The sequence below is a fragment of the Algoriphagus sp. oki45 genome, assembly GCF_036245605.1.
Taxonomy (GTDB): domain Bacteria; phylum Bacteroidota; class Bacteroidia; order Cytophagales; family Cyclobacteriaceae; genus Algoriphagus.
Genome location: NZ_BTPC01000001.1, coordinates 290,267 through 308,751, shown reverse-complemented (window position 1 = coordinate 308,751; position 18,485 = coordinate 290,267). Strand labels below are relative to the sequence as shown.

At 45.4% G+C, this 18,485-nt stretch carries 13 protein-coding genes; 6 read left to right on the top strand and 7 right to left on the bottom strand.

Going from position 1 to position 18,485, the window contains the following annotated elements; all coding sequences use genetic code 11:
- Nucleotides 1–68: 68 nt before the first annotated feature.
- A complete protein-coding gene (locus AAA942_RS01320; RefSeq protein WP_338218417.1) occupies nucleotides 69–2,429 on the top strand; it encodes a TonB-dependent receptor in 2,361 nt (786 codons plus the stop codon).
- A gap of 14 nt (nucleotides 2,430–2,443) precedes the next feature.
- The gene (locus AAA942_RS01315) at nucleotides 2,444–3,040 is read left to right on the top strand and encodes a hypothetical protein (RefSeq protein WP_338218416.1); all 597 of its coding nucleotides are present in this window, start codon (nucleotides 2,444–2,446) and stop codon (nucleotides 3,038–3,040) included.
- Between the two features lie 68 nt (nucleotides 3,041–3,108).
- Here AAA942_RS01315 and AAA942_RS01310 read toward each other — a convergent pair whose 3' ends face one another.
- Complete coding sequence (locus AAA942_RS01310; protein WP_338218415.1) at nucleotides 3,109–3,615, bottom strand: hypothetical protein; 507 nt, start codon at nucleotides 3,613–3,615, stop codon at nucleotides 3,109–3,111.
- Nucleotides 3,616–3,744: 129 nt separating this feature from the next.
- Here AAA942_RS01310 and AAA942_RS01305 point away from each other — a divergent pair, with 129 nt between their 5' ends.
- Nucleotides 3,745–5,337, top strand: coding sequence for an ATP-dependent DNA ligase (locus AAA942_RS01305; RefSeq protein ID WP_338218414.1), 1,593 nt, complete (start codon nucleotides 3,745–3,747; stop codon nucleotides 5,335–5,337).
- On the top strand, nucleotides 5,327–7,786 hold the full coding sequence (locus AAA942_RS01300; RefSeq protein ID WP_338218413.1) for a ligase-associated DNA damage response DEXH box helicase: 2,460 nt from the start codon (nucleotides 5,327–5,329) through the stop codon (nucleotides 7,784–7,786). Before AAA942_RS01305 ends, AAA942_RS01300 begins: the two co-directional genes overlap by 11 nt.
- Here AAA942_RS01300 and AAA942_RS01295 read toward each other — a convergent pair.
- From AAA942_RS01295 to AAA942_RS01280, 4 genes are all read right to left on the bottom strand, one after another.
- Nucleotides 7,783–9,231, bottom strand: a complete 1,449-nt coding sequence (locus AAA942_RS01295) for a TrkH family potassium uptake protein (RefSeq protein WP_338218412.1) — start codon at nucleotides 9,229–9,231, stop codon at nucleotides 7,783–7,785. The two genes, AAA942_RS01300 and AAA942_RS01295, sit on opposite strands and share 4 nt — an antisense overlap.
- 3 nt (nucleotides 9,232–9,234) lie before the next feature.
- Nucleotides 9,235–10,581 carry a Trk system potassium transporter TrkA gene (gene trkA / locus AAA942_RS01290; RefSeq protein WP_338218411.1) on the bottom strand — a complete coding sequence of 449 codons (1,347 nt, stop codon included), beginning with the start codon at nucleotides 10,579–10,581 and terminating at the stop codon, nucleotides 9,235–9,237.
- 143 nt (nucleotides 10,582–10,724) lie between these two features.
- On the bottom strand, nucleotides 10,725–11,966 hold the full coding sequence (locus tag AAA942_RS01285) for a DNA recombination protein RmuC (protein WP_338218410.1): 1,242 nt from the start codon (nucleotides 11,964–11,966) through the stop codon (nucleotides 10,725–10,727).
- Nucleotides 11,956–12,972 carry an alpha/beta fold hydrolase gene (locus AAA942_RS01280; RefSeq protein WP_338218409.1) on the bottom strand — a complete coding sequence of 339 codons (1,017 nt, stop codon included), beginning with the start codon at nucleotides 12,970–12,972 and terminating at the stop codon, nucleotides 11,956–11,958. The genes AAA942_RS01285 and AAA942_RS01280 overlap by 11 nt, the downstream gene beginning before the upstream one ends.
- Nucleotides 12,973–13,048: 76 nt before the next feature.
- On the opposite strand from AAA942_RS01280, the gene AAA942_RS01275 reads away from it, so the two are divergent.
- Nucleotides 13,049–14,275, top strand: a complete 1,227-nt coding sequence (locus tag AAA942_RS01275) for an NRAMP family divalent metal transporter (RefSeq protein ID WP_338218408.1) — start codon at nucleotides 13,049–13,051, stop codon at nucleotides 14,273–14,275.
- 263 nt (nucleotides 14,276–14,538) lie between these two features.
- Here the strand turns inward: AAA942_RS01275 and ypfJ are convergent, their stop codons facing one another.
- Nucleotides 14,539–15,441, bottom strand: coding sequence for a KPN_02809 family neutral zinc metallopeptidase (gene ypfJ / locus AAA942_RS01270; protein ID WP_338218407.1), 903 nt, complete (start codon nucleotides 15,439–15,441; stop codon nucleotides 14,539–14,541).
- A gap of 184 nt (nucleotides 15,442–15,625) precedes the next feature.
- Between ypfJ and AAA942_RS01265 the strand changes: the two genes are divergently transcribed.
- Entirely contained in the window at nucleotides 15,626–16,375 is a 750-nt protein-coding gene (locus tag AAA942_RS01265) for a 3-keto-disaccharide hydrolase (protein ID WP_338218406.1), read from the top strand.
- A gap of 174 nt (nucleotides 16,376–16,549) precedes the next feature.
- On the opposite strand, the gene AAA942_RS01260 is transcribed toward AAA942_RS01265, so the two are convergent.
- On the bottom strand, nucleotides 16,550–18,388 hold the full coding sequence (locus AAA942_RS01260; protein ID WP_338218405.1) for a M1 family metallopeptidase: 1,839 nt from the start codon (nucleotides 18,386–18,388) through the stop codon (nucleotides 16,550–16,552).
- Nucleotides 18,389–18,485: the final 97 nt, after the last annotated feature.

Below are 18,485 nucleotides of genomic sequence, written 5' to 3'. Positions count from 1 at the left end.
TTTTTTTTTGCCAAAGCAACCCATTTCAATACATCCGGCTAATAGACCATTTAAAAATCTATGCAACTTTGTTTCAAAAAGATTGGTTTAATGTGAAGTCAAAAGCTACTTTTGCAACCGTGTTACAAAAAGTCACAGTTCTGATATTACTTCACCTCTTTCTTTTGGGTGCGGGCACTTCTTTGGCACAAAAGTGCAATTTGAGCTTAAGAGGGAAGATTCTCCATCAGGAAAATGACAACCCGATAGAGGCTGCTTATGTGATGGTGATGGAAACCAGAACCGGAGCTGCCTCTGACGCCAACGGTAACTTTATCATCAGGGATCTTTGTCCAGGCACTTATACCATCACTGTTCAATACATTGGCCATAAGGAAATTCGAACCACATTGGAACTTACTGGCAACTCTCTTAATCAGACTTTCCGAATGATGGAAGAGTCCATCGGGCTTGAAGGAGTCGACGTGCATGGGCATAGAGAAAGTGTACAAACTACCACTGCTGTCACCTCTCTTTATGGTGAAGCCCTTCTAGAATCCAGAGGAGAAAGCCTGGGCGAAAGTCTGAAACGAGTGGCAGGAGTCACCACCTTTTCTACCGGAAGCACGATTTCAAAACCTGTAATTCATGGTCTGCACAGCAATAGAATCATGATTCTGAACAACGGAATCCGACTTGAAGGGCAACAGTGGGGTGCGGAACATGCCCCTGAAATCGACCCTTTCCTTGCCGATGAAATCACGGTAATCAAAGGCGCAGAGACTGTCCGGTTTGGTCCGGAAGCTATGGGAGGTGTCATTTTGGTCAATCCTCCTTCCCTCCCGACTTCCAAGAAAAACCAAACTGATATCCATCTCCTTGGGGGTACCAACTCCCGAATGGGTAACATTTCTGCTGCCTATACCGGTGGATCTGAAAAAATAAAAGGACTAGGCTACCGGGTGCAGGGTTCTGCCAAGCGGGCCGGAAATGTACGCACGCCCAACTACTATCAGGCCAATACCGGAATGGCCGAGTACAATTTCTCAGGTTCTGTAGGCTACAGTTCTCAAAAACTGGGAGCAGAACTTTATTACAGCTTTTTCAATACAGAAATAGGGATTTTACGGGACTCACACACAGGTAACCTTTCTGACCTGCAGGAAATCATAAACAACGGAGAACCCTTTATTAAACCGGATTTCACTTACGAAATCAATAACCCCAAACAAGTGGTATCCCATCATTTGGCCAAGGTCAAAACCCATTACCACTTATCTCCGGAATGGAAGATCAATTTCCAATACGGCTTCCAATTGAATCAGAGACAGGAATTTGACCGAAGAAGAGGAGAATTAAATAGTAGGCCTAGCTTGGATTTGGAGTTATTTACCAATACCCTAGACCTTTTTGTAGACCATACGCGAAAAAATACCTGGAGCGGATCAATTGGAGTAAATGTGATTCAGCAAGCCAATTCCAATGTTCCTGGCACAGGAGTCACTCCTCTGATCCCCAACTACGACATGGTCAATGCCGGAATCTATGCGATGGAGAAGTATCTGAAAGGTCCCTTGGAGCTTGAGGGAGGCCTTCGCTATGATTTCAGAACTGTAAGTGCGGCCAGATTTATTGGAAATGAGCTTCAGAAAGCAGATTTGGAGTATCAAAATTTCTCAGCATTCTTTGGAGGAAAATATCAACTGAGCCCCTATTTCTCTTTCACTTCCAATTTGGGAACTGCCTGGAGGCCTCCAAATATCAATGAGCTATTCAGTCAGGGCTTGCATCACGGAGCGGCTTCAGTGGAAATAGGAGATCCAAACATGGTGTCCGAAAACTCACTTAAGTGGGTGAATGGCCTTCAATACGAAGGAAAAAAAGCCCTAGTCGAGCTGACCGCCTACGCCAATCGAATCAACAATTACATCTACCTCAATCCTACAGGAGAGACCTTTGTCAGTCTGAGAGGAACATTTAATGTGTACGAATACCTTCAAGCCGATGCCTTCTTCTATGGGGTAGACTTGTCGGGAAGCTATTCTTTCACTGACCAGTTCAGTGGCTACCTGAAAGGATCCCTAATCCGGGCTCGAAATACAGAGGAAGATAGCTTCTTCCCTTTCATTCCTTCAGACAGGATGGATTGGGGACTTTCTTATCAGTTTGGAAAGAAAGACCAGCCAAATAACAGAATTACACTAAGCAACTTATTGGTGGCTCAGCAGACCCGGGAGCCTGATTTTGACTTAGCTCCTGCACCTCCTGCCTATGCCCTGTTTAATCTTGGCTATCAGAGAAAAATCCAATTGGGGGACAATTCCCTGAATGTAGGCCTACAAGTCACCAACTTATTCAATACCGAATTCAAAGAATACATGAACCGCTTCCGCTATTTCACCGCGGATATGGGAAGAAATTTATTAATCAAATTCAACTATCAATTCTAAAACCAAAAAATCCTATGAAAAACTACACCAAACTACCGTTGTACCTATTTGCAGCCTTGGGCTTTGCCTTTGCATCTTGCGAAAGCGAGGATCCGGTAGAGGAAAACGACGGAGAAGTGATCACCGATGTCACCTTGACTTTCCAGGAAATAGACGCTTCCAACAATCCGGTAGGAAGTCCATTTTCCTTTACCGCAAGTGACCCGGAAGGGATCGAAGTAGGAGCTACTCCTACTATTGAAACAGTGACAATTACCAGAGGCAAAATGTATCTTATGACCATCGAAGTATTTAATTCTATCGAGAATGAAGACATTACTGAAGAAATCGAAGAAGAAGCCGATGAGCATCAGTTCTATTTCTTGGGAAGTGCTATTGACAACAATATCCTTTCGATCAGCTATGCAGATGAAGGAGGAATCGCACTAGGTCTACAAAATATGGTCAATGTATCCTCCTCTCCAGGAGCAAACAATGCTCAAATGAGAGTGGTCTTAAGACATGACCTGGACAAAAACTTCCCTGGCGCAACCAATCCAAACTTCGCCAACTTTGTGCAGGCAGGTGGAGAGTCTGACTTGGATATCACTTTCCCTGTGGTGATTAATTAATTTCGAATTACCCCAATAAAAAAAGCAGCTTCAGGGCTGCTTTTTTTATGTCTAAAGTTTTTTTCGAGTTAGAAATCCTTTCCGCAAACTGCTACTTTCTGAGCATCAAAACCAGCCGAAGGATTAATTCCGATATTTCCAGCGACCAAAATCACCTTATAATCCGGTCCCTCATTGGCCAGATGGATTTTCACATGCCCATCAAACTGGGACATTTCTTCAAAGGTAAGTCTTGACCCATCCGATAATTGACCCAATTGGGTAACCGATTTCAAATCTTTGGCAGATACAGGATTTAGAATGAAAGCAATCGGTGAGTCTTCCTGGTCATAGCTTCCAAAGTGAAGATGGGCCGGAAAAGAATAGTCCGTATTGGAAGTAGGCCCATCCATTCTCAAAGTCAACTCCAAATTACCATCGGTCAGCTCTTTCACGACCAAGTTTCCATCAAAATCATAATCACTGGACTTAAAAAGTTCAAATTCCAATTGACGTCCTGTATAAGGATCCGGTTCCTGCTCGCTGCAAGACCACAAACCAGCCATCACAACCAATCCTAGGATTAACTTTTTCATAGATTCAGAGTTTTTATTTCTAACGAACACTTCTGGGAAGCTGTTCATTTATTAGCTAAAATTATCAATTAAAACCACATTTTCGGTGATCTCGCTCACTTTCCTGAGCCCACCTTTTTTCTCCACCCTATGAAGCATTTTGCGGAACTCATCTCCCGACTGGACCAATCCAATAAGACTGGAGATAAACTTGGTGCTTTGCTTCAATTTTTCGAAGAGGCTTCTGATTCTGATAAAGTTTGGGCCATCGCAGTTTTTTCCCACCGTAGGCCCAAAAGACAAGTCAGCACCCGACAGCTTCGGGATTGGTGCATGGAGAAATCCTGTATTCCGGAATGGCTTTTTGAGGAAAGCTACCATACTGTAGGTGACTTGGCCGAAACCATTGCTTTACTTCTCCCCCAAGCCAAACAATCCAACTCGCTGACGCTTTCGGAATGGATTGATCGATTGATTTCCTTGGAAAACCTAGAGGAGGAGGTCAAGAAAGCCTTCATTCTTCAAGCTTGGGACGAGTTGGACCGCACGGAGCGCTTTGTATTCAACAAGCTGATCACAGGAGGCTTTCGAATCGGAGTCAGTCAAAACTTGATGATCCAAGCCTTGGCAAAGTATCTAGACCGGGACAAATCCCAGATAGCCCACGCACTGATGGGAAATTGGGATCCGCTAAACCTGAATTTTGAGGGCCTATTTGACCAAGGCGAAATTGAGCAGGACCTGTCCAAGCCTTACCCTTTCTTCTTGGCGCATCCATTGGAGGCCGAGCCAGAGGAGTTGGGAGAAAGAAGCGAGTGGCTGGCCGAATGGAAATGGGATGGAATTCGGGGGCAGCTTATCCGTAGACAAGGTGAAACTTTTGTCTGGAGTCGAGGAGAAGAACTGGTCAATGAAAAGTTCCCTGAGCTTCTGGATCTAGCTGAAAATCTCCCGGACGGAACAGTCCTAGACGGTGAAATTCTCGCCTTTAGTGAAGGCAAACCCCTACCCTTTGCACTTCTCCAAACCCGAATCGGAAGAAAGAACCTTAGCAAAAAGCAGCTGACAGAAGCTCCTGTAAGTCTTCTCGTCTATGACTTGCTGGAGTGGAAGGGAAAAGATATCCGGGATTGGCCTTTGGCAGAGCGGAAAAGAATCCTTCATGAACTTCATCAATCCCATGCTCATCCCCGATTTAAGCTTTCGGAGGCATTATCCCCAGAATCTTGGAAAGAACTTGGAGTTATCCGACAGGCATCCAGAGAGCACTTTGCCGAAGGCCTGATGCTGAAAAAACTCGATTCTCCCTATGAGTCTGGACGAAAGCGGGGAAGCTGGTGGAAATGGAAAATCGAACCCCTGACCATTGACGGGGTAATGATCTACGCTCAAAAAGGTCATGGCCGAAGAGCTGACCTGTATTCGGATTACACCTTTGGAGTGTGGGAAGGAGACCGTTTGGTTCCTTTCGCCAAAGCCTATTCCGGGCTGACCGATGCGGAAATGCGAGAAGTGGATGCCTTTGTTAAGAAAAACACCAAGGAGCGCTTTGGTCCGGTGAGAACCGTGAAGCCAGAGTTGGTTTTTGAGATTGCCTTTGAAGGAATTCAGGACAGTCCCCGTCACAAAAGTGGCATTGCGTTGAGATTTCCCCGAATTTCACGCTGGAGAAAAGACAAACCCATGGAGGAAGCCAATACGCTCGAAGATCTCAAATCCCTGCTCAAAGTCTATGGAGGATAAGAATCTGGAAATCGGCCTTGAGTTTTTCCGGCAAAAAGGCTGGACCCCTTTTCCATTTCAATTGGAGACCTGGAGGGATTTTCTGGCAGGAAAGTCGGGACTTCTTAATGCACCCACCGGATCGGGAAAGACTTTTGCGCTTTGGTTTCCGGCTATCTTGGAGTACATACAAAACCATCCGGATAGCTGGAAAACTCCTAAAAATGATGGGATTCAGCTTATTTGGGTGACTCCTCTGAGAGCTTTGGCACAAGACCTCCAAAAAGCCATGCAGGAAGTCTGTCAGACAATTGGACTTCCTTGGCAAGTAGTTGTCCGCAATGGAGACACCGATGCCAAGACTCGGGCAGCGCTGAAACGCCGGCCTCCCCAATGCCTGATTACCACCCCGGAGACCCTGCATATTCTCATTTCCCAAAAAGATCACAGGAATCATTTTCAGTCCCTGAAAGCTGTGGTCGTAGACGAATGGCATGAACTGGTAGGAAACAAGCGAGGAGTGCAGGTTCAGCTGGCTTTGGAATACCTTCAGGCCATCTGCCCCAGTCAGTTCAGAAGATGGGCTGTCTCGGCTACCATCGGCAACCTTAGCCAAGCAGCACAAACGCTCTTGGGAAATGAGCTTCCTATCCATATTGTCAAGGCCAAGGTAGAAAAAGAGATCATTATACGCTCAGTATTTCCTGAGGAAATCGAAAAGTACCCTTGGGCCGGGCATTTGGGAATTCGAATGCTCGATCATGTAATTTCCATCATTGAAAGTGGAAAATCAGTCCTGTTATTCACCAATACTCGCTCACAAACTGAAATTTGGTATCAGAAAATCCTGGAAACCCGTCCCGATTGGGCAGGCTGGATTGCCATGCATCATGGTTCATTGGATATGTCAGTACGAGCTTGGGTAGAAAATGCACTGCACGAAGGAATCCTGAAATTGGTCGTGTGTACCTCAAGCTTGGATTTGGGAGTGGATTTTAGGCCAGTGGATCGAGTCATCCAAGTAGGAAGCCCAAAAGGGGTAAGTCGCTTTGTACAGCGGGCTGGCCGGGCAGGACATCAGCCTGGACTTCCCTCGGAAATATTTTTTGTCCCCACGAATGCCTTGGAGTTGGTCGAGGCAGCAGCTCTTCGAAATGCCATAGAAAAGGAAGAAATGGAATCCCAATATACTCCTGAACTGCCCTACGACGTGCTGATTCAGTTTTTGGTCACCTTGGCTGTGGGAGAGGGATTTGATCCGGAATTTATTTTTCCTTTGGTCAAGAGAACCCGCTCTTTTTCAAAACTGAATGAAGAGGAGAAACAATGGATCATGGACTTCATCACCAAAGGAGGAGCTTCTTTGGGCAATTACGAGGATTTTCTCAAAGTCGTCTTAGATGAAGACGGGCTGTATCGGGTCAAAAGCAAGAAAATCGCCATGAAGCACCGACTCAGTATGGGTACCATCGTCTCGGATGTCAATCTGCGGGTGAAGTTCAAGAATGGCACTTATCTCGGCTCGGTGGAAGAGTATTTCATCTCCAAAATGAAACTTGGGGACCGTTTCTTTTTTGCAGGACGAAGCTTGGAACTCCTTCAGGTGAAGGGGATGGATGTTTTTGTGAAAGTGTCCGAAAAGAAGACTTCAAATGTGGTGAGCTGGATGGGAGCAAGAATGTCTTTGTCTTCCATGCTTTCAGATAAGATTCGGGAGATTTTCAAGGAATACAATCAGGGAATCATCCGCTCAGAGGAAGTAAAAAGGGTGCTGCCTATTCTGGATTTGCAAAGTAAGCTATCCATCGTGCCGGATGGAGAGACTTTTCTGATAGAATCGCTTCAGTCCAGGGATGGTTATCACCTGTTTTTCTATCCTTTTGAGGGAAGGATGATGCATGAGTTGATGAGTGCGCTGATTGCATATCGGATTTCCCAAAGCTATCCGGTGTCTTTGAACATGGCCATGAATGACTACGGGTTTGAGATTTTATCCGACACCCCAATTTCCATAGAGGAACTGATCGAAGAAGATATTTTTACCCTGAAAAACATCGAAGAAGATATCCTTCACTGCGTCAATGAGAGCGAGATGTCCCGAAGGAAATTCAGGGAAATTGCCAGCATAGCCGGTTTGGTTTTTCAGGGATACCCGGGCAAACCCACTTCCTTCAAGCATATTCAGGCCAATTCCAGCCTTTTATTTCAGGTATTTGAACAATACGACCCGAACAACCTTCTGCTCAGACAAGCTCGGCAAGAAGCGCTCAATCAACAGATGGAGCAGGAAATGTTCATTCGGGCGATGAAAAAACTTAACCGCTCCCGATTCAGTATCCAATATCCCAGTCAGTTTACCCCTTTTTCATTCCCCATCATGGTGGATCGACTCAGCCGAACCAATATCTCCTCAGAAAGTGTGGAAGACAAAGTGGCCAAAATCCTCGCCCTAATGGAAGAAGTGGATTAATTGGCTCTCCAGAAAAAAGGAGTGAACAGGATCAAAATGGTGAACAGCTCCAAACGGCCCAATAGCATCAAGAAAGAAAGCACATACTTGGCAGTCGGAGAAAAGAATGCAAAATTATCGACTGGCCCTACTTCACCTATGGCCGGTCCGACATTTCCCAAACAAGTAGCCACCGCACCAAGTGAAGTGGGCAGATCATATCCCAAAAGTGAAATTGCCAATGAACCTGCAACAAAAGTGCTGAGGTAGATCAAAAGGAAGTTCATGATATTGTTGATGATTCTCCCTGTAACCCGCTCACCGTTGATGATCAAGGGTACAATGGCGCGAGGGTGAACGATGCGCTTGAATTCCAGCCAGGAATTTTTGAGGAAAGTGACGTGCCGGATAAATTTGATTCCACCGGCAGTAGAACCAGCAGAACCTCCCAAAAACAGCAGCATGAAGCAGATGTAGTTGATTCCTTTTCCATACTGGGTATAATCATCCGTGACAAAACCCGTAGTAGTGATCAAGGAAACGACCTGAAAAGAAGCTTTTCGAAAGGACAATTCCACCCCAGTCTCTGAATTAATTAGGATTCCTGCAAAAACAACCAAAGTGAGTAATACAACAGCACCGGTGTAAGCTTTGAATTCATCGCTTTTTACAATTCTGGAGAACCTGCCCACCAAGCCAAAATAGATCAGCGTGAAGTTGGTCCCAGCCAAAAACATAAAAAATACGGCTGAGTACTGGATAAATGCCGAATCATAATAGGCCATGCTGGCATTTTTGGTAGAAAAACCTCCAGTAGCCATGGTGGTCAAGCCATGGTTGATCGCATCGTAAAAAGTCATTCCCCCGATCCAATAGGCCAAAGTAGCTAGCGCAGTTAAGCCTACATAGATATACCACAAACGCTTCGCTGTTTCAGAAATTCTGGGGTGTACTTTATCCGAAGTGGGGCCGGGCGACTCAGCTACAAAGAGTTCAGACCCACCAATTCCCAAAAGCGGGAAAATAGCAACAGTCAATACGATGATTCCCAAACCTCCAATCCACTGAGTCATACTCCGCCAAAAAAGGAGGCCTTTGGGCATGGCTTCGATGTCGTTAAGAATAGAGGCTCCGGTAGTCGTCAGGCCGGAAACCGTTTCAAATACCGCATCGGAAAGACTGGTAATTTCTTCAGAAAGCAAAAAGGGCAGCATCCCAAACAGAGACATGATCACCCAACTCAAAGCCACAATCAAATACCCCTCCCGCTTTCGAATCAGCTGATCATATTTGGCAAAAGAGAAGAAAAAAATCAATCCAAGAAAAACCGAAATAGCCGCGGAGATAGCCAAAGGAGCGGAATTTTCTCCGTAAATCCAGGATATACTAATGGCAGGAAGCATCAACACCCCGATCAAAAACATCAAGGCTCCCATGATTCTCCCTATGGCTTTGAGATGGACCATTGCTTAGTGAAAGAGCTTTTCCAAAGTCTGCTTGGCTTCGGGAAGTGCCAAGACAATTGCTTTATCATCCATCTGAAGAGTAAACTCCCCATCCGGTATAAATACATTTTCTCCCCGGATCACTCCTGCGACTATCGCCGTTGATGGAAAATGGAGATCCTTTAGCGGATGCTTGGTTAGTCGGTTATTTTTGGAAACGCTGTATTGGATAAATTCTGCGTCTACACCATAGATTCCGGAAACTGCATCCACTTTACCCTTTCTCAGGTAACGAGTAATTTCATTGGCAGCCACCAGCTTTTTATTGATCAGGGAATCCACTCCAATACTGTGGGAGATATGAATGTATTCCCGGGTATCTACATGGGCAATGGTTTTGTAAACCCCATGGTTTTTAGCGGAAAGACTGGTGATGATATTCGTTTCTGAAGACTCGGTCAATGCCAAAAAAGCATCCATTTGCTCCAACCCCTCTTCCACGAGCAATTCGATATTTTTATAATCTCCATTGATCACCAGCGTATCAGGAAGTCGTTCGGCGAGCCATTTGCACCTTTCCTTGTCATTATTGACCAAAGTAATCCTGTAGTCTCCCTGAAGACGAATTGCAGTAGTCACTGCCATATCATCTCCTCCGATGATCATGATGTTTTTGATCCTGACCTTCTTCTGCCCCAAGGCTTCGATGATACTTTCCGTATTTTTCTTGTGGGAGATAAAAAATGCATGGTCATTGTTTCGGATAATCGTACTTCCTCGGGGAATGATCGTCTTTTGGTCTCTCACAATGGCAATGATCCGGATGTCCTCATAGGTAGGATCCTCTTTGGTATCCATGATCCGCTGATTAACCAAAGGACTATATTGGTCCAAGGTAATTCCTACGATATTCAACTTGCCACCACCAAAGTCAAAAACTTCGGTAAAACTCGAATTTTCAATCATCTTGGCAATTTCCTGAGAGCAAAGCATGGTAGGAGAAATCAAGTTGTCGATTCCAAGATTATTGAAGTAGGGAACATTTTCTTCCTTCAGGTAAGTGTGATTTCTCACCCTTGCCATCACTCGCTTTGCCCCTAATTGCTTGGCCAAAACCGCCGTGACCAAGTTGGTCTTTTCCGAAGTGGTGACCGCCAAGACCATGTTTGCATTTTGGACATTGGCCTGATCGAGCACATCCAGGGAGGTCGCATCTCCTTGAACGGTCATCACGTCCAATTTGGAAGCCACATAATCCAAAACATTCCGATCGGTATCAATGAGCGTGATGTCCTTATTATCGAAACTTAATCGCTCGGCAAGGTGGTATCCCATGTCTCCTGCCCCGGCGATTACAATGTTCATTCCCATGTAGGTAGCGTGAGTGAATTGAGGGACAAAATTAAATTCTTTTGGCAGTGAAACATGGAATTCAGTCTTTTTCTTTTTTCCGATTCCACGAATTATTCCTTATCGATCTTCAAATCCAAATCCCAATCCTTGTCCAAGGCTCATTATTCTTCCAAAAGACTTTGACTTTCTGCATCAGGGAGTTCCTGCACCTCTTTAAGTTTTCTTTGGATCACCCGAGTCCTTACCCCGACTAGTTTATCCAGCTCAGAATTAGCTTCGCTGAGCTTTTTCTGAGTTTTTTCGAGCAGATCCCCAAATTTTCCAAACTCATTCTTGATAGCTCCAAGAATTTGCCAGACTTCGGAACTCCTTTTTTGGATGGCTAAAGTCTTGAATCCCATCTGAAGGGAGTTCAAAATAGCCGAAAGCGTAGTGGGACCTGTTACGATGACCTTATACTCCTGCTGAATCTGCTGGGCTAGGCCAGGTTCGCGAAGTACCTCCGCATAGAGGCTTTCCATGGGAAGAAAAAGCAGGGCAAAATCAGTGGTTGCCGGAGGATGAATGTACTTGTTTTGAATATCCGCCGCCGACTTTTTGATCGCTTTAACCAACTCCAGGCGAAAAGCCTCGATGCTGATTTTATCACCTGTTTCATAGGCATCCACCAGCCTCAAATAGGATTCCTGAGGAAATTTGGAATCGATGGGAAGAAGGACCATTTCCTCCTGTCCGGGCATTTTCACAGCAAATTCCACTCGCTCTCTTGATCCGTTGACGGAGGCATTGGACAGAAATTGGTCGGGAGAAAGCATATTTTCCAAAATAGCCTGTAGCTGATATTCACCCAAGACCCCCCTGTTTTTCACATTGCTAAGAACTCGCTTCAGATCCCCTACTCCATTGGCCAAATGCTGCATTTCACCCAATCCTTTCTGCACGGCCTGTAGCTGATTGCTTACCATTTCAAAGGATTGGCCCAAACGGGTTTCTAAGGTTTTCTGCAGCTTTTCATCTACCGTCTCCCGAATTTTTTCCAGTCGGGTTTCCGTGTTTCTGACCAGCTCCTCCTGTCTTCTGTTCAGCTCAGAAAACTTCTCCCGTTGCATTTCCTGTAAGTCTCTCATGCTTTGGCGAACAGTATCTCCAAACAGACGCAGGGCTTCACTTTGATCCTTTGCCCCTGCTCTTTGGGAATCAAAAACCAGCTGAAATTGCTGGATCAGTCGTTCTGAAACCTCCTTTCTGTTTTCCTGAAGTGAAAAAGTCAATTCCTTAGAAATTTTAGAGAATTCTTCAGAAAGTACCTGCTTTTGATTTTCTCTCCCTTTCCTTAAAATCAGAAAGAACAGCAACAAAATCTGAAGCAGAAGGATCAGATAAATCAAATATTCAATCGGCATACACCATTTGTTTAGGTGGTTCAAGGTAGTTTTTTCTGACCTCCACCCCTAAAAAAGACAGGTATTCCGCGACAGATTTTGTCGGTATTTCTTCCATTGGCACATGTCCGGCATCTGGAAAAACGACCAGATTGGAGCCTGGAATGACCTTTTCCAATTGTTGCCCCTGAGAAAGAGGAATCCAGGTGTCCTTTGCGCCCCAAAGAATCAAAGTCGGCATAGTCAGTCGATCAAAATCAATGGTGGATCTTCTTCCCTGTGTCATCCTATCCATGGTAGCTCGGCGATTACCCTCCCGAAGCATCAACTCATAGTATCGATCCACCACTTGAGCAGATACTCGGGACTCATCCCCGTAAACTTCCTTCATATTCATGGCAAAAAGGAACTTTGGCGTGCACTTGAGTAGAATTTTGGAAAATACCGGGTTCTCGATCAGTTTGAAAATCCAAGCACCTCCCCCTCTGTTGGTGGTGGAAATAGAGTCTAAGCTTCTCACTTCTCTTCGCGGTGCACCCGAGGCGTCGATCAGATTCAGAGAAAGAACCTTGTCCGGACGATTGGAAGCGATATTCAAAGCCACTGCTCCTCCCATGGAATTACCCGCTAGGTGAAACTTTGAAATATTGAGCTTTTCGGCCAACCTCATCACCAAATGGCTGTAATCTTCCACCGTGTAGCGCTTGAGCTCATCCGGACCTGTAAGCCCATGACCTGGAAAATCCAAAGAAATAGTCATGAAGTAAGGGCTCAATTCCTGCTGCCATATATCCCAAGTATGCAAAGAGGAAAAGCTTCCGTGAAGAAGAAAAATGGGTTCCCCTTCTCCCAAAAACCGGACATGTACATTAACTCCGTCGATTTCTATAAAATGAGACTGAGGTGTCCAGTATTTGGTATTGATCTCTTCAGCCGGGATATCTCCCCGATAAAGAAGCGCCAGAAAAAACACCAAAGCCAAGATCAGAATGGCCAAAACTTTTGAAATCCTAGAAATCCACTGCATGCACTATTTTCTTTAAGCGATATAACAATTCCTACAAAAAATCTTCCCAATTCTCTATTTTCCCAAAAATTCTGTTTTGAAACTCAAAGATCTCCTGAAAAAAACCGGTCCAGGTCCTCTTGTCACCGCTGCCTTTATCGGTCCGGGAACAGTCACGGTATGTTCTCTTGCGGGAATCCAGTTTGATTATACCTTGCTTTGGGCTTTGGGACTGAGTTTGGTAGCTACACTTTATCTACAGGAAATCTCAGGTCGATTGGGATTGATTACCCGGATGGATCTGAGTGAGTTATTGAAAAATCAATCCCAAAATCAAGTCTTTAAAATCCTCTCTCTGGTTTTGGTCTTTCTTGCCATTGGCTTGGGCAATGCAGCCTATGAGGGAGGGAATCTTACCGGTGCCAATCTGGGTTTGGGCGTGTTTTGGGAAGCTCCGGTTTGGAAAATCAATACATTCAGCATCCAATCCGGCACCTTGCTTTTCGGAGGATTGGCTTTTTTCCTCCTTTGGTCCGGGAATTACAAAACTTTGGAAAAAGCATTGATTGCCTTGGTCATCTTGATGTCCTTGGCCTTTTTAATCGCAGCAGGCTTGACCCGACCGGATTGGTCGGCGGTATTCTCAGGATTTATTCCCGTTTTTGATCAGGAAAAACTTCCCACCCTGGTAGCTCTCATTGGAACCACAGTGGTGCCTTACAATCTTTTTCTCTACGCCAGTCTGGCTAAAAACAGGTGGGTTAAGCCCAAAGAAATCAATGCCATGCGCTGGGATATCAGCTTGGCTGTGATATTGGGTGTGGGCGTATCGATGAGCATTCTGATTGTGGGTGTGGCGAATCCTGTCTCTGAGCTTCAGACAGCTGCTGATATTGCCCAGGGACTGCGTGGGGTATTTGGGGAATTTGCCTCTTACTTGATGGGGTTTGGGTTGATGGCTGCAGGATTGACCTCTACGATAACCGCTCCTTTGGCAGGTGGATTGGTGATTTGTGGCTTATTGGGAAAAAGTCAGGAAATCCAGTCGACATCGATGCGGATTAGTATGGGGAGTATCTTGCTGATGGGAATAGTGGTTTCTTCTCTCGGGATGCGGCCATTTTACCTGATCACATCGGCCCAACTTGCCAATGGCATCCTTTTGCCCATTATCAGTGGATGGTTGATTTGGGCAGGCAGTCAATCCGGTTTTCTAGGAGACCACGCCAATTCCAAAACTTGGACCTTTTTTGGCTTTTTGATATGGGTGCTTACGCTGGTTTTGGGCTTAAAAAGTCTTGGGGCTGTTTTTGGATGGTTTTGAATTTCGACTATTGAAATTCCCGAATACAGGACTGAATTTATTTACGAGGTACGAATTACGATTTACGACGCCTACAGGAACCTCAACCCGAATTCCCCCATTTTAAACATTTTACATTATCCTTCAAAGACATCGGACAATTCTCCCAGCTTCGGTCTCCCGTCTTCTAGCTTCCGTCTTTCCAACTTTACCTCCTTTCAGCTTTTGAACTCATCGGTCATCCGAAATCCGATATCGGTCAATACTTCCGTCTTCGATCTTTTTTACAACTCCCTCGCCTGAAACGTATTTCCCTGGCTCAAATCCCCCGTGTCAAATCCTTTTTTGAACCATCTCATCCGCTGGGCCGAGGTACCATGAGTAAAGGAATCCGGCACCACTCTTCCTGTAGCTTGTTTTTGAAGTCTGTCGTCACCAATTGCATTGGCTGCATTCAGCGCTTCTTCCAAGTCTCCAGCCTCCATCATCGCAGAAGACCTTTGGCTATGATGCGCCCAAACTCCAGCAAGAAAATCCGCCTGTAGCTCCAATCTGACCGAATTGTCGTTGTATTCCTTTTGGCTCACTTTACCCCGAAGGCTGTGTACTTGATCGGTAATACCCATCAGTTTCTGAATGTGGTGCCCTACTTCATGAGCGATCACATAGGCATAGGCAAAGTCCCCTCCCGCTCGGAGTTTGGTTTCCATTTCCTGAAAGAAACTCAAGTCGATGTAAAGCTTTTCATCCGCAGGGCAGTAAAATGGCCCCGTAGCCGCACTGGCATTTCCGCAGGCAGAAGAAACTGCCCCGGTGAATAGTACCAAAGTGGGTTCGCGGTAGTTGTCGATCAGCTGATTCCAGACATCTTCGGTATCAGCTAGAATAGTGGCCGCAAAAGCAGCCATTTCTTCCTCCTCGGCAGTTGGAGTATAGTTGGTCTCTGTGGTGAAACCCTGACTTCCCCCACCGCCCAATAGGCCGCCCAAGAGATTCAAGGGATTGGTACCTGTGAAGACAGAAAAAGCAATAAAAAGACCGATAATTACCAGGCCTGTTTTAGAAAATAATATTTTCAACAAAGGTCCTAAGAGCAAGGGATTAATTCCCCCTCCTCCACCTCGTGGGCCCGCCTGCCCTCTCCGGTCATCGATATTTGAGCTTTGTCTTCTGCCTTGCCATTTCATGGTTTATGTGCTGTTTTAGGATGGAAAAATGAATCAATCATACCCTTTTCCCAAAGACAATTTGGCTTCTCTTTTGCCTCTTGTAGGAAAACCTGTTTGATTTCTGATAAATTTAAAGAAATTGACGAGGTGTTGAAATCAACACATCATTTTGATCGCTCAAAAACCAAAACCAATCAAACCCATGAACCTAAAGTTTCTATTCTCTACGCTAATCGTATTTGTTGGAGCTTTCACCTTCGGAGTCGCTCAAAATGCATCATACCTCGGTACACCAGCACCCAAAGGAGCAAAAGTGTACCTGGATGGTACTGCAAAGTCTCTGCACAAAAACTGGGAATACTGGGAAGGTCCCCGATTCTCAGCAGAAATGCCCATCAAATGGGAGGAAGTTACCGATCCGGTGGATGGCAAGCCGGCTATTTCCTCCAATGACCCCTCCGGGGCAGGTGGCAAATACGGGGCAGCTGACATTGTGACTAAGGATGAATTCAGGGATTTTGAAGCTCATGTGGAGTTTTTGGTGAATAATGAAGGAGGAAACAGTGGAGTCTACCTTCAAAACCGATACGAAATCCAAATCCTGGATGGGGATTATGGACTCCATGGGATGGCTGCCGTAATCAACGAGCATTTACCTTCAGAAAAAGTATACAACGGAGTCGGCAAATGGAATGCCTACGATATCCAGTTCCGAGCCGCCCGATTTGAAAATGGGAAGCTGACCGAAAAGGCAAGAGTGACCGTCACTTTCAACGGAGTAAAAATTCATGACAATGTGGAGATCCAGCAAGTTTGGGGAGGTCCCAATTCAGGAATCGACGGGGGAAATGACGGAGGAAAAGGAATCACCGACACCCCTGGAGGGCTCAAACTCCAGGCGGAAGGACATGAGGTCCTCTACCGGAATATCTGGATCAAACCTTTAAAATGAAAGAAAGGTGTTCAAAAGGTTTTCAAACTTTGACTTCCGTCCCCTCCTAGATAGGATAATTAACCTTTTGATTTTTGTTCCAAAAGGTAGGTAATACTGAGCGGAGTCGAAATGTGATCATAAAAAACGGCGACCTGATTTGGATCGCCGTTTTTGTTTGTTGACAAAGAGGAATTAAAACTCCTTCTTGTTGTTTTCCTGCTGCACATCCGCTAAGCGCTTGGAAGGATCAAATTCCACAGATTTGATCGAGCTGAAAGGCTTGGAAAGGATCAAGGACTTGGTCAGGTTAGTCCATGGCCAAGTTTCGGTATGAATTCTAGTAGGTGTGAAAGACTCCTGAGCTTTTTCCCCACGCATTATTACCAAAGGCAGGTAAATCGACTCTTGAGAACCATCTTTGTACGTAATCACCAAATCGATAGGCATAGGCATCAAGCCAATTCTTTCAAGTGTAATCTCTGTGTTGCTGCCATTGGCTTTTACTTCTTTGATCGCATAATCAATCTTCTTGGTCGTGTAAACAAAGTACTCTTTGTACCAATCCAGCTCGATTCCGCTTTCCTTTTCCATCACACGAATCAGGTCATTGACATTCGGATGTTTAAACTTCCAAGTATCCCAATACCGAAGCATAGCCCGGTCACGGACTTCTTCACCCAAAACATAGCCCAATTGAGCCAAGAAAACGGCTCCTTTGGAATAGGCTGCTGATCCATAGGCCTGATTGGTATGGTAATGGTCAGAATGCGTGGACATAGGTTCTTCCAATCCTGATAGCGCTAAACGGTAGTAACCGGAATAAGATCCCCGCTGAGGATTGGCACTTGCCTGGAAGATATTTGCCATGGCCAGATTGGTAGCATAAGAGGTAAAGCCCTCATCCATCCATGGGTAAAGGGATTCATTGGAAGCCAACACCCCATGAAACCAGCTGTGCGCCAGTTCGTGAACCATCACTCCTACCAGGCTGGGCAAAGACCGCTCTCCGGTGACCAAGGTGGACATAGCATACTCCATACCTCCGTCTCCACCTTGGACTACAGAAAATTGCTTGTAAGGATACTGTCCAAATTTTTCGGAAAGGAAGTTGATCGCTTTTGGGGTGAATTCCTTCAGTTTTTCCCAGTTTTCAGTTGTTTTTGGTCCCGGGATGTAAAAATGGTGAACGGTGATCCCGTTTTCCATTTGCACCTTGTCATGCTTGTATTTGGGATCTGCACCCCACATGAAGTCATGGACTTGAGGTGCCACAAAGTGCCAAGTCAGCGTATTTCCTTGTTGAGCAGGTACAGTTACCCCTTCGTCTTGGTAGCCATGCCCGATTTCGTTGGGATTTTGCAAGTAGCCTGTGCCACCGAGTACATAGGTTTTGTCAATGGTGATTTTCACATCAAAATCTCCCCAAATCCCATAAAACTCTCTCCCGATGTAGGGATTGGAATGCCAGCCTTGCTCATCGTAATTGGCCATTTTGGGATACCATTGAGACATGGAGTAGCGAACTCCTTCATCACTGTCTCTTCCTGACCTTCTGATCTGCAAAGGAACTTGCCCCTCAAACTCCATATCAAAGGTGACAGTGGTATTGGGCAGAATCGGCTCTGGAAGATTCACTTCCAGAATGGTCTCCACTTCTCTGAATTCCACTGGCTTCCCATTCATGGTCAAAGACTTGGCGTGGAGATACCCTATTTCATCAGGTTTCAGCTTGGAAATCCGGTCTCCTACCCTTCTGTCCGGGTCGGCAATGGTTCTAGATCGGACATCCATCATACTTCCCGGTTGGAAAGCATTGTAATACAGGTGATAAAAAACCCGCGTAAGGGTATCCGGAGAATTGTTGGTATAAGCCAGCTTTTGCTTTCCCTGGTACTGATTGGTGTTGACATCCATGGCAACCTCCATCTTATAATCCACAGCCTGCTGAAAGCGCCCAGTCTGAGCGGAAAGCGGGTTGGCTATCACAAAAAGAAAAAGCCCCACTAAAGGCTTCACGAAATTCTTATGCATAACGGTAATCTTTTTTTTCGAAAGAAAAGGAAAAGATATGCCTATCCCAAACCATCAGTCAAATTTTGAATCCTCCACAAAAAGGCCATTTTTCCAT

Coding starts and splice junctions, on each gene's coding strand:
- AAA942_RS01315 (WP_338218416.1), top strand. CDS start 2,444: ATGAAAAACTACACCAAACTACCGTTGTACCTATTTGCAGCCTTGGGC.
- AAA942_RS01310 (WP_338218415.1), bottom strand. CDS start 3,615: ATGAAAAAGTTAATCCTAGGATTGGTTGTGATGGCTGGTTTGTGGTCT.
- AAA942_RS01305 (WP_338218414.1), top strand. CDS start 3,745: ATGAAGCATTTTGCGGAACTCATCTCCCGACTGGACCAATCCAATAAG.
- AAA942_RS01300 (WP_338218413.1), top strand. CDS start 5,327: ATGGAGGATAAGAATCTGGAAATCGGCCTTGAGTTTTTCCGGCAAAAA.
- AAA942_RS01295 (WP_338218412.1), bottom strand. CDS start 9,231: ATGGTCCATCTCAAAGCCATAGGGAGAATCATGGGAGCCTTGATGTTT.
- trkA (WP_338218411.1), bottom strand. CDS start 10,581: ATGGGAATGAACATTGTAATCGCCGGGGCAGGAGACATGGGATACCAC.
- AAA942_RS01285 (WP_338218410.1), bottom strand. CDS start 11,966: ATGCCGATTGAATATTTGATTTATCTGATCCTTCTGCTTCAGATTTTG.
- AAA942_RS01280 (WP_338218409.1), bottom strand. CDS start 12,972: ATGCAGTGGATTTCTAGGATTTCAAAAGTTTTGGCCATTCTGATCTTG.
- ypfJ (WP_338218407.1), bottom strand. CDS start 15,441: ATGAAATGGCAAGGCAGAAGACAAAGCTCAAATATCGATGACCGGAGA.
- AAA942_RS01265 (WP_338218406.1), top strand. CDS start 15,626: ATGAACCTAAAGTTTCTATTCTCTACGCTAATCGTATTTGTTGGAGCT.
- AAA942_RS01260 (WP_338218405.1), bottom strand. CDS start 18,388: ATGCATAAGAATTTCGTGAAGCCTTTAGTGGGGCTTTTTCTTTTTGTG.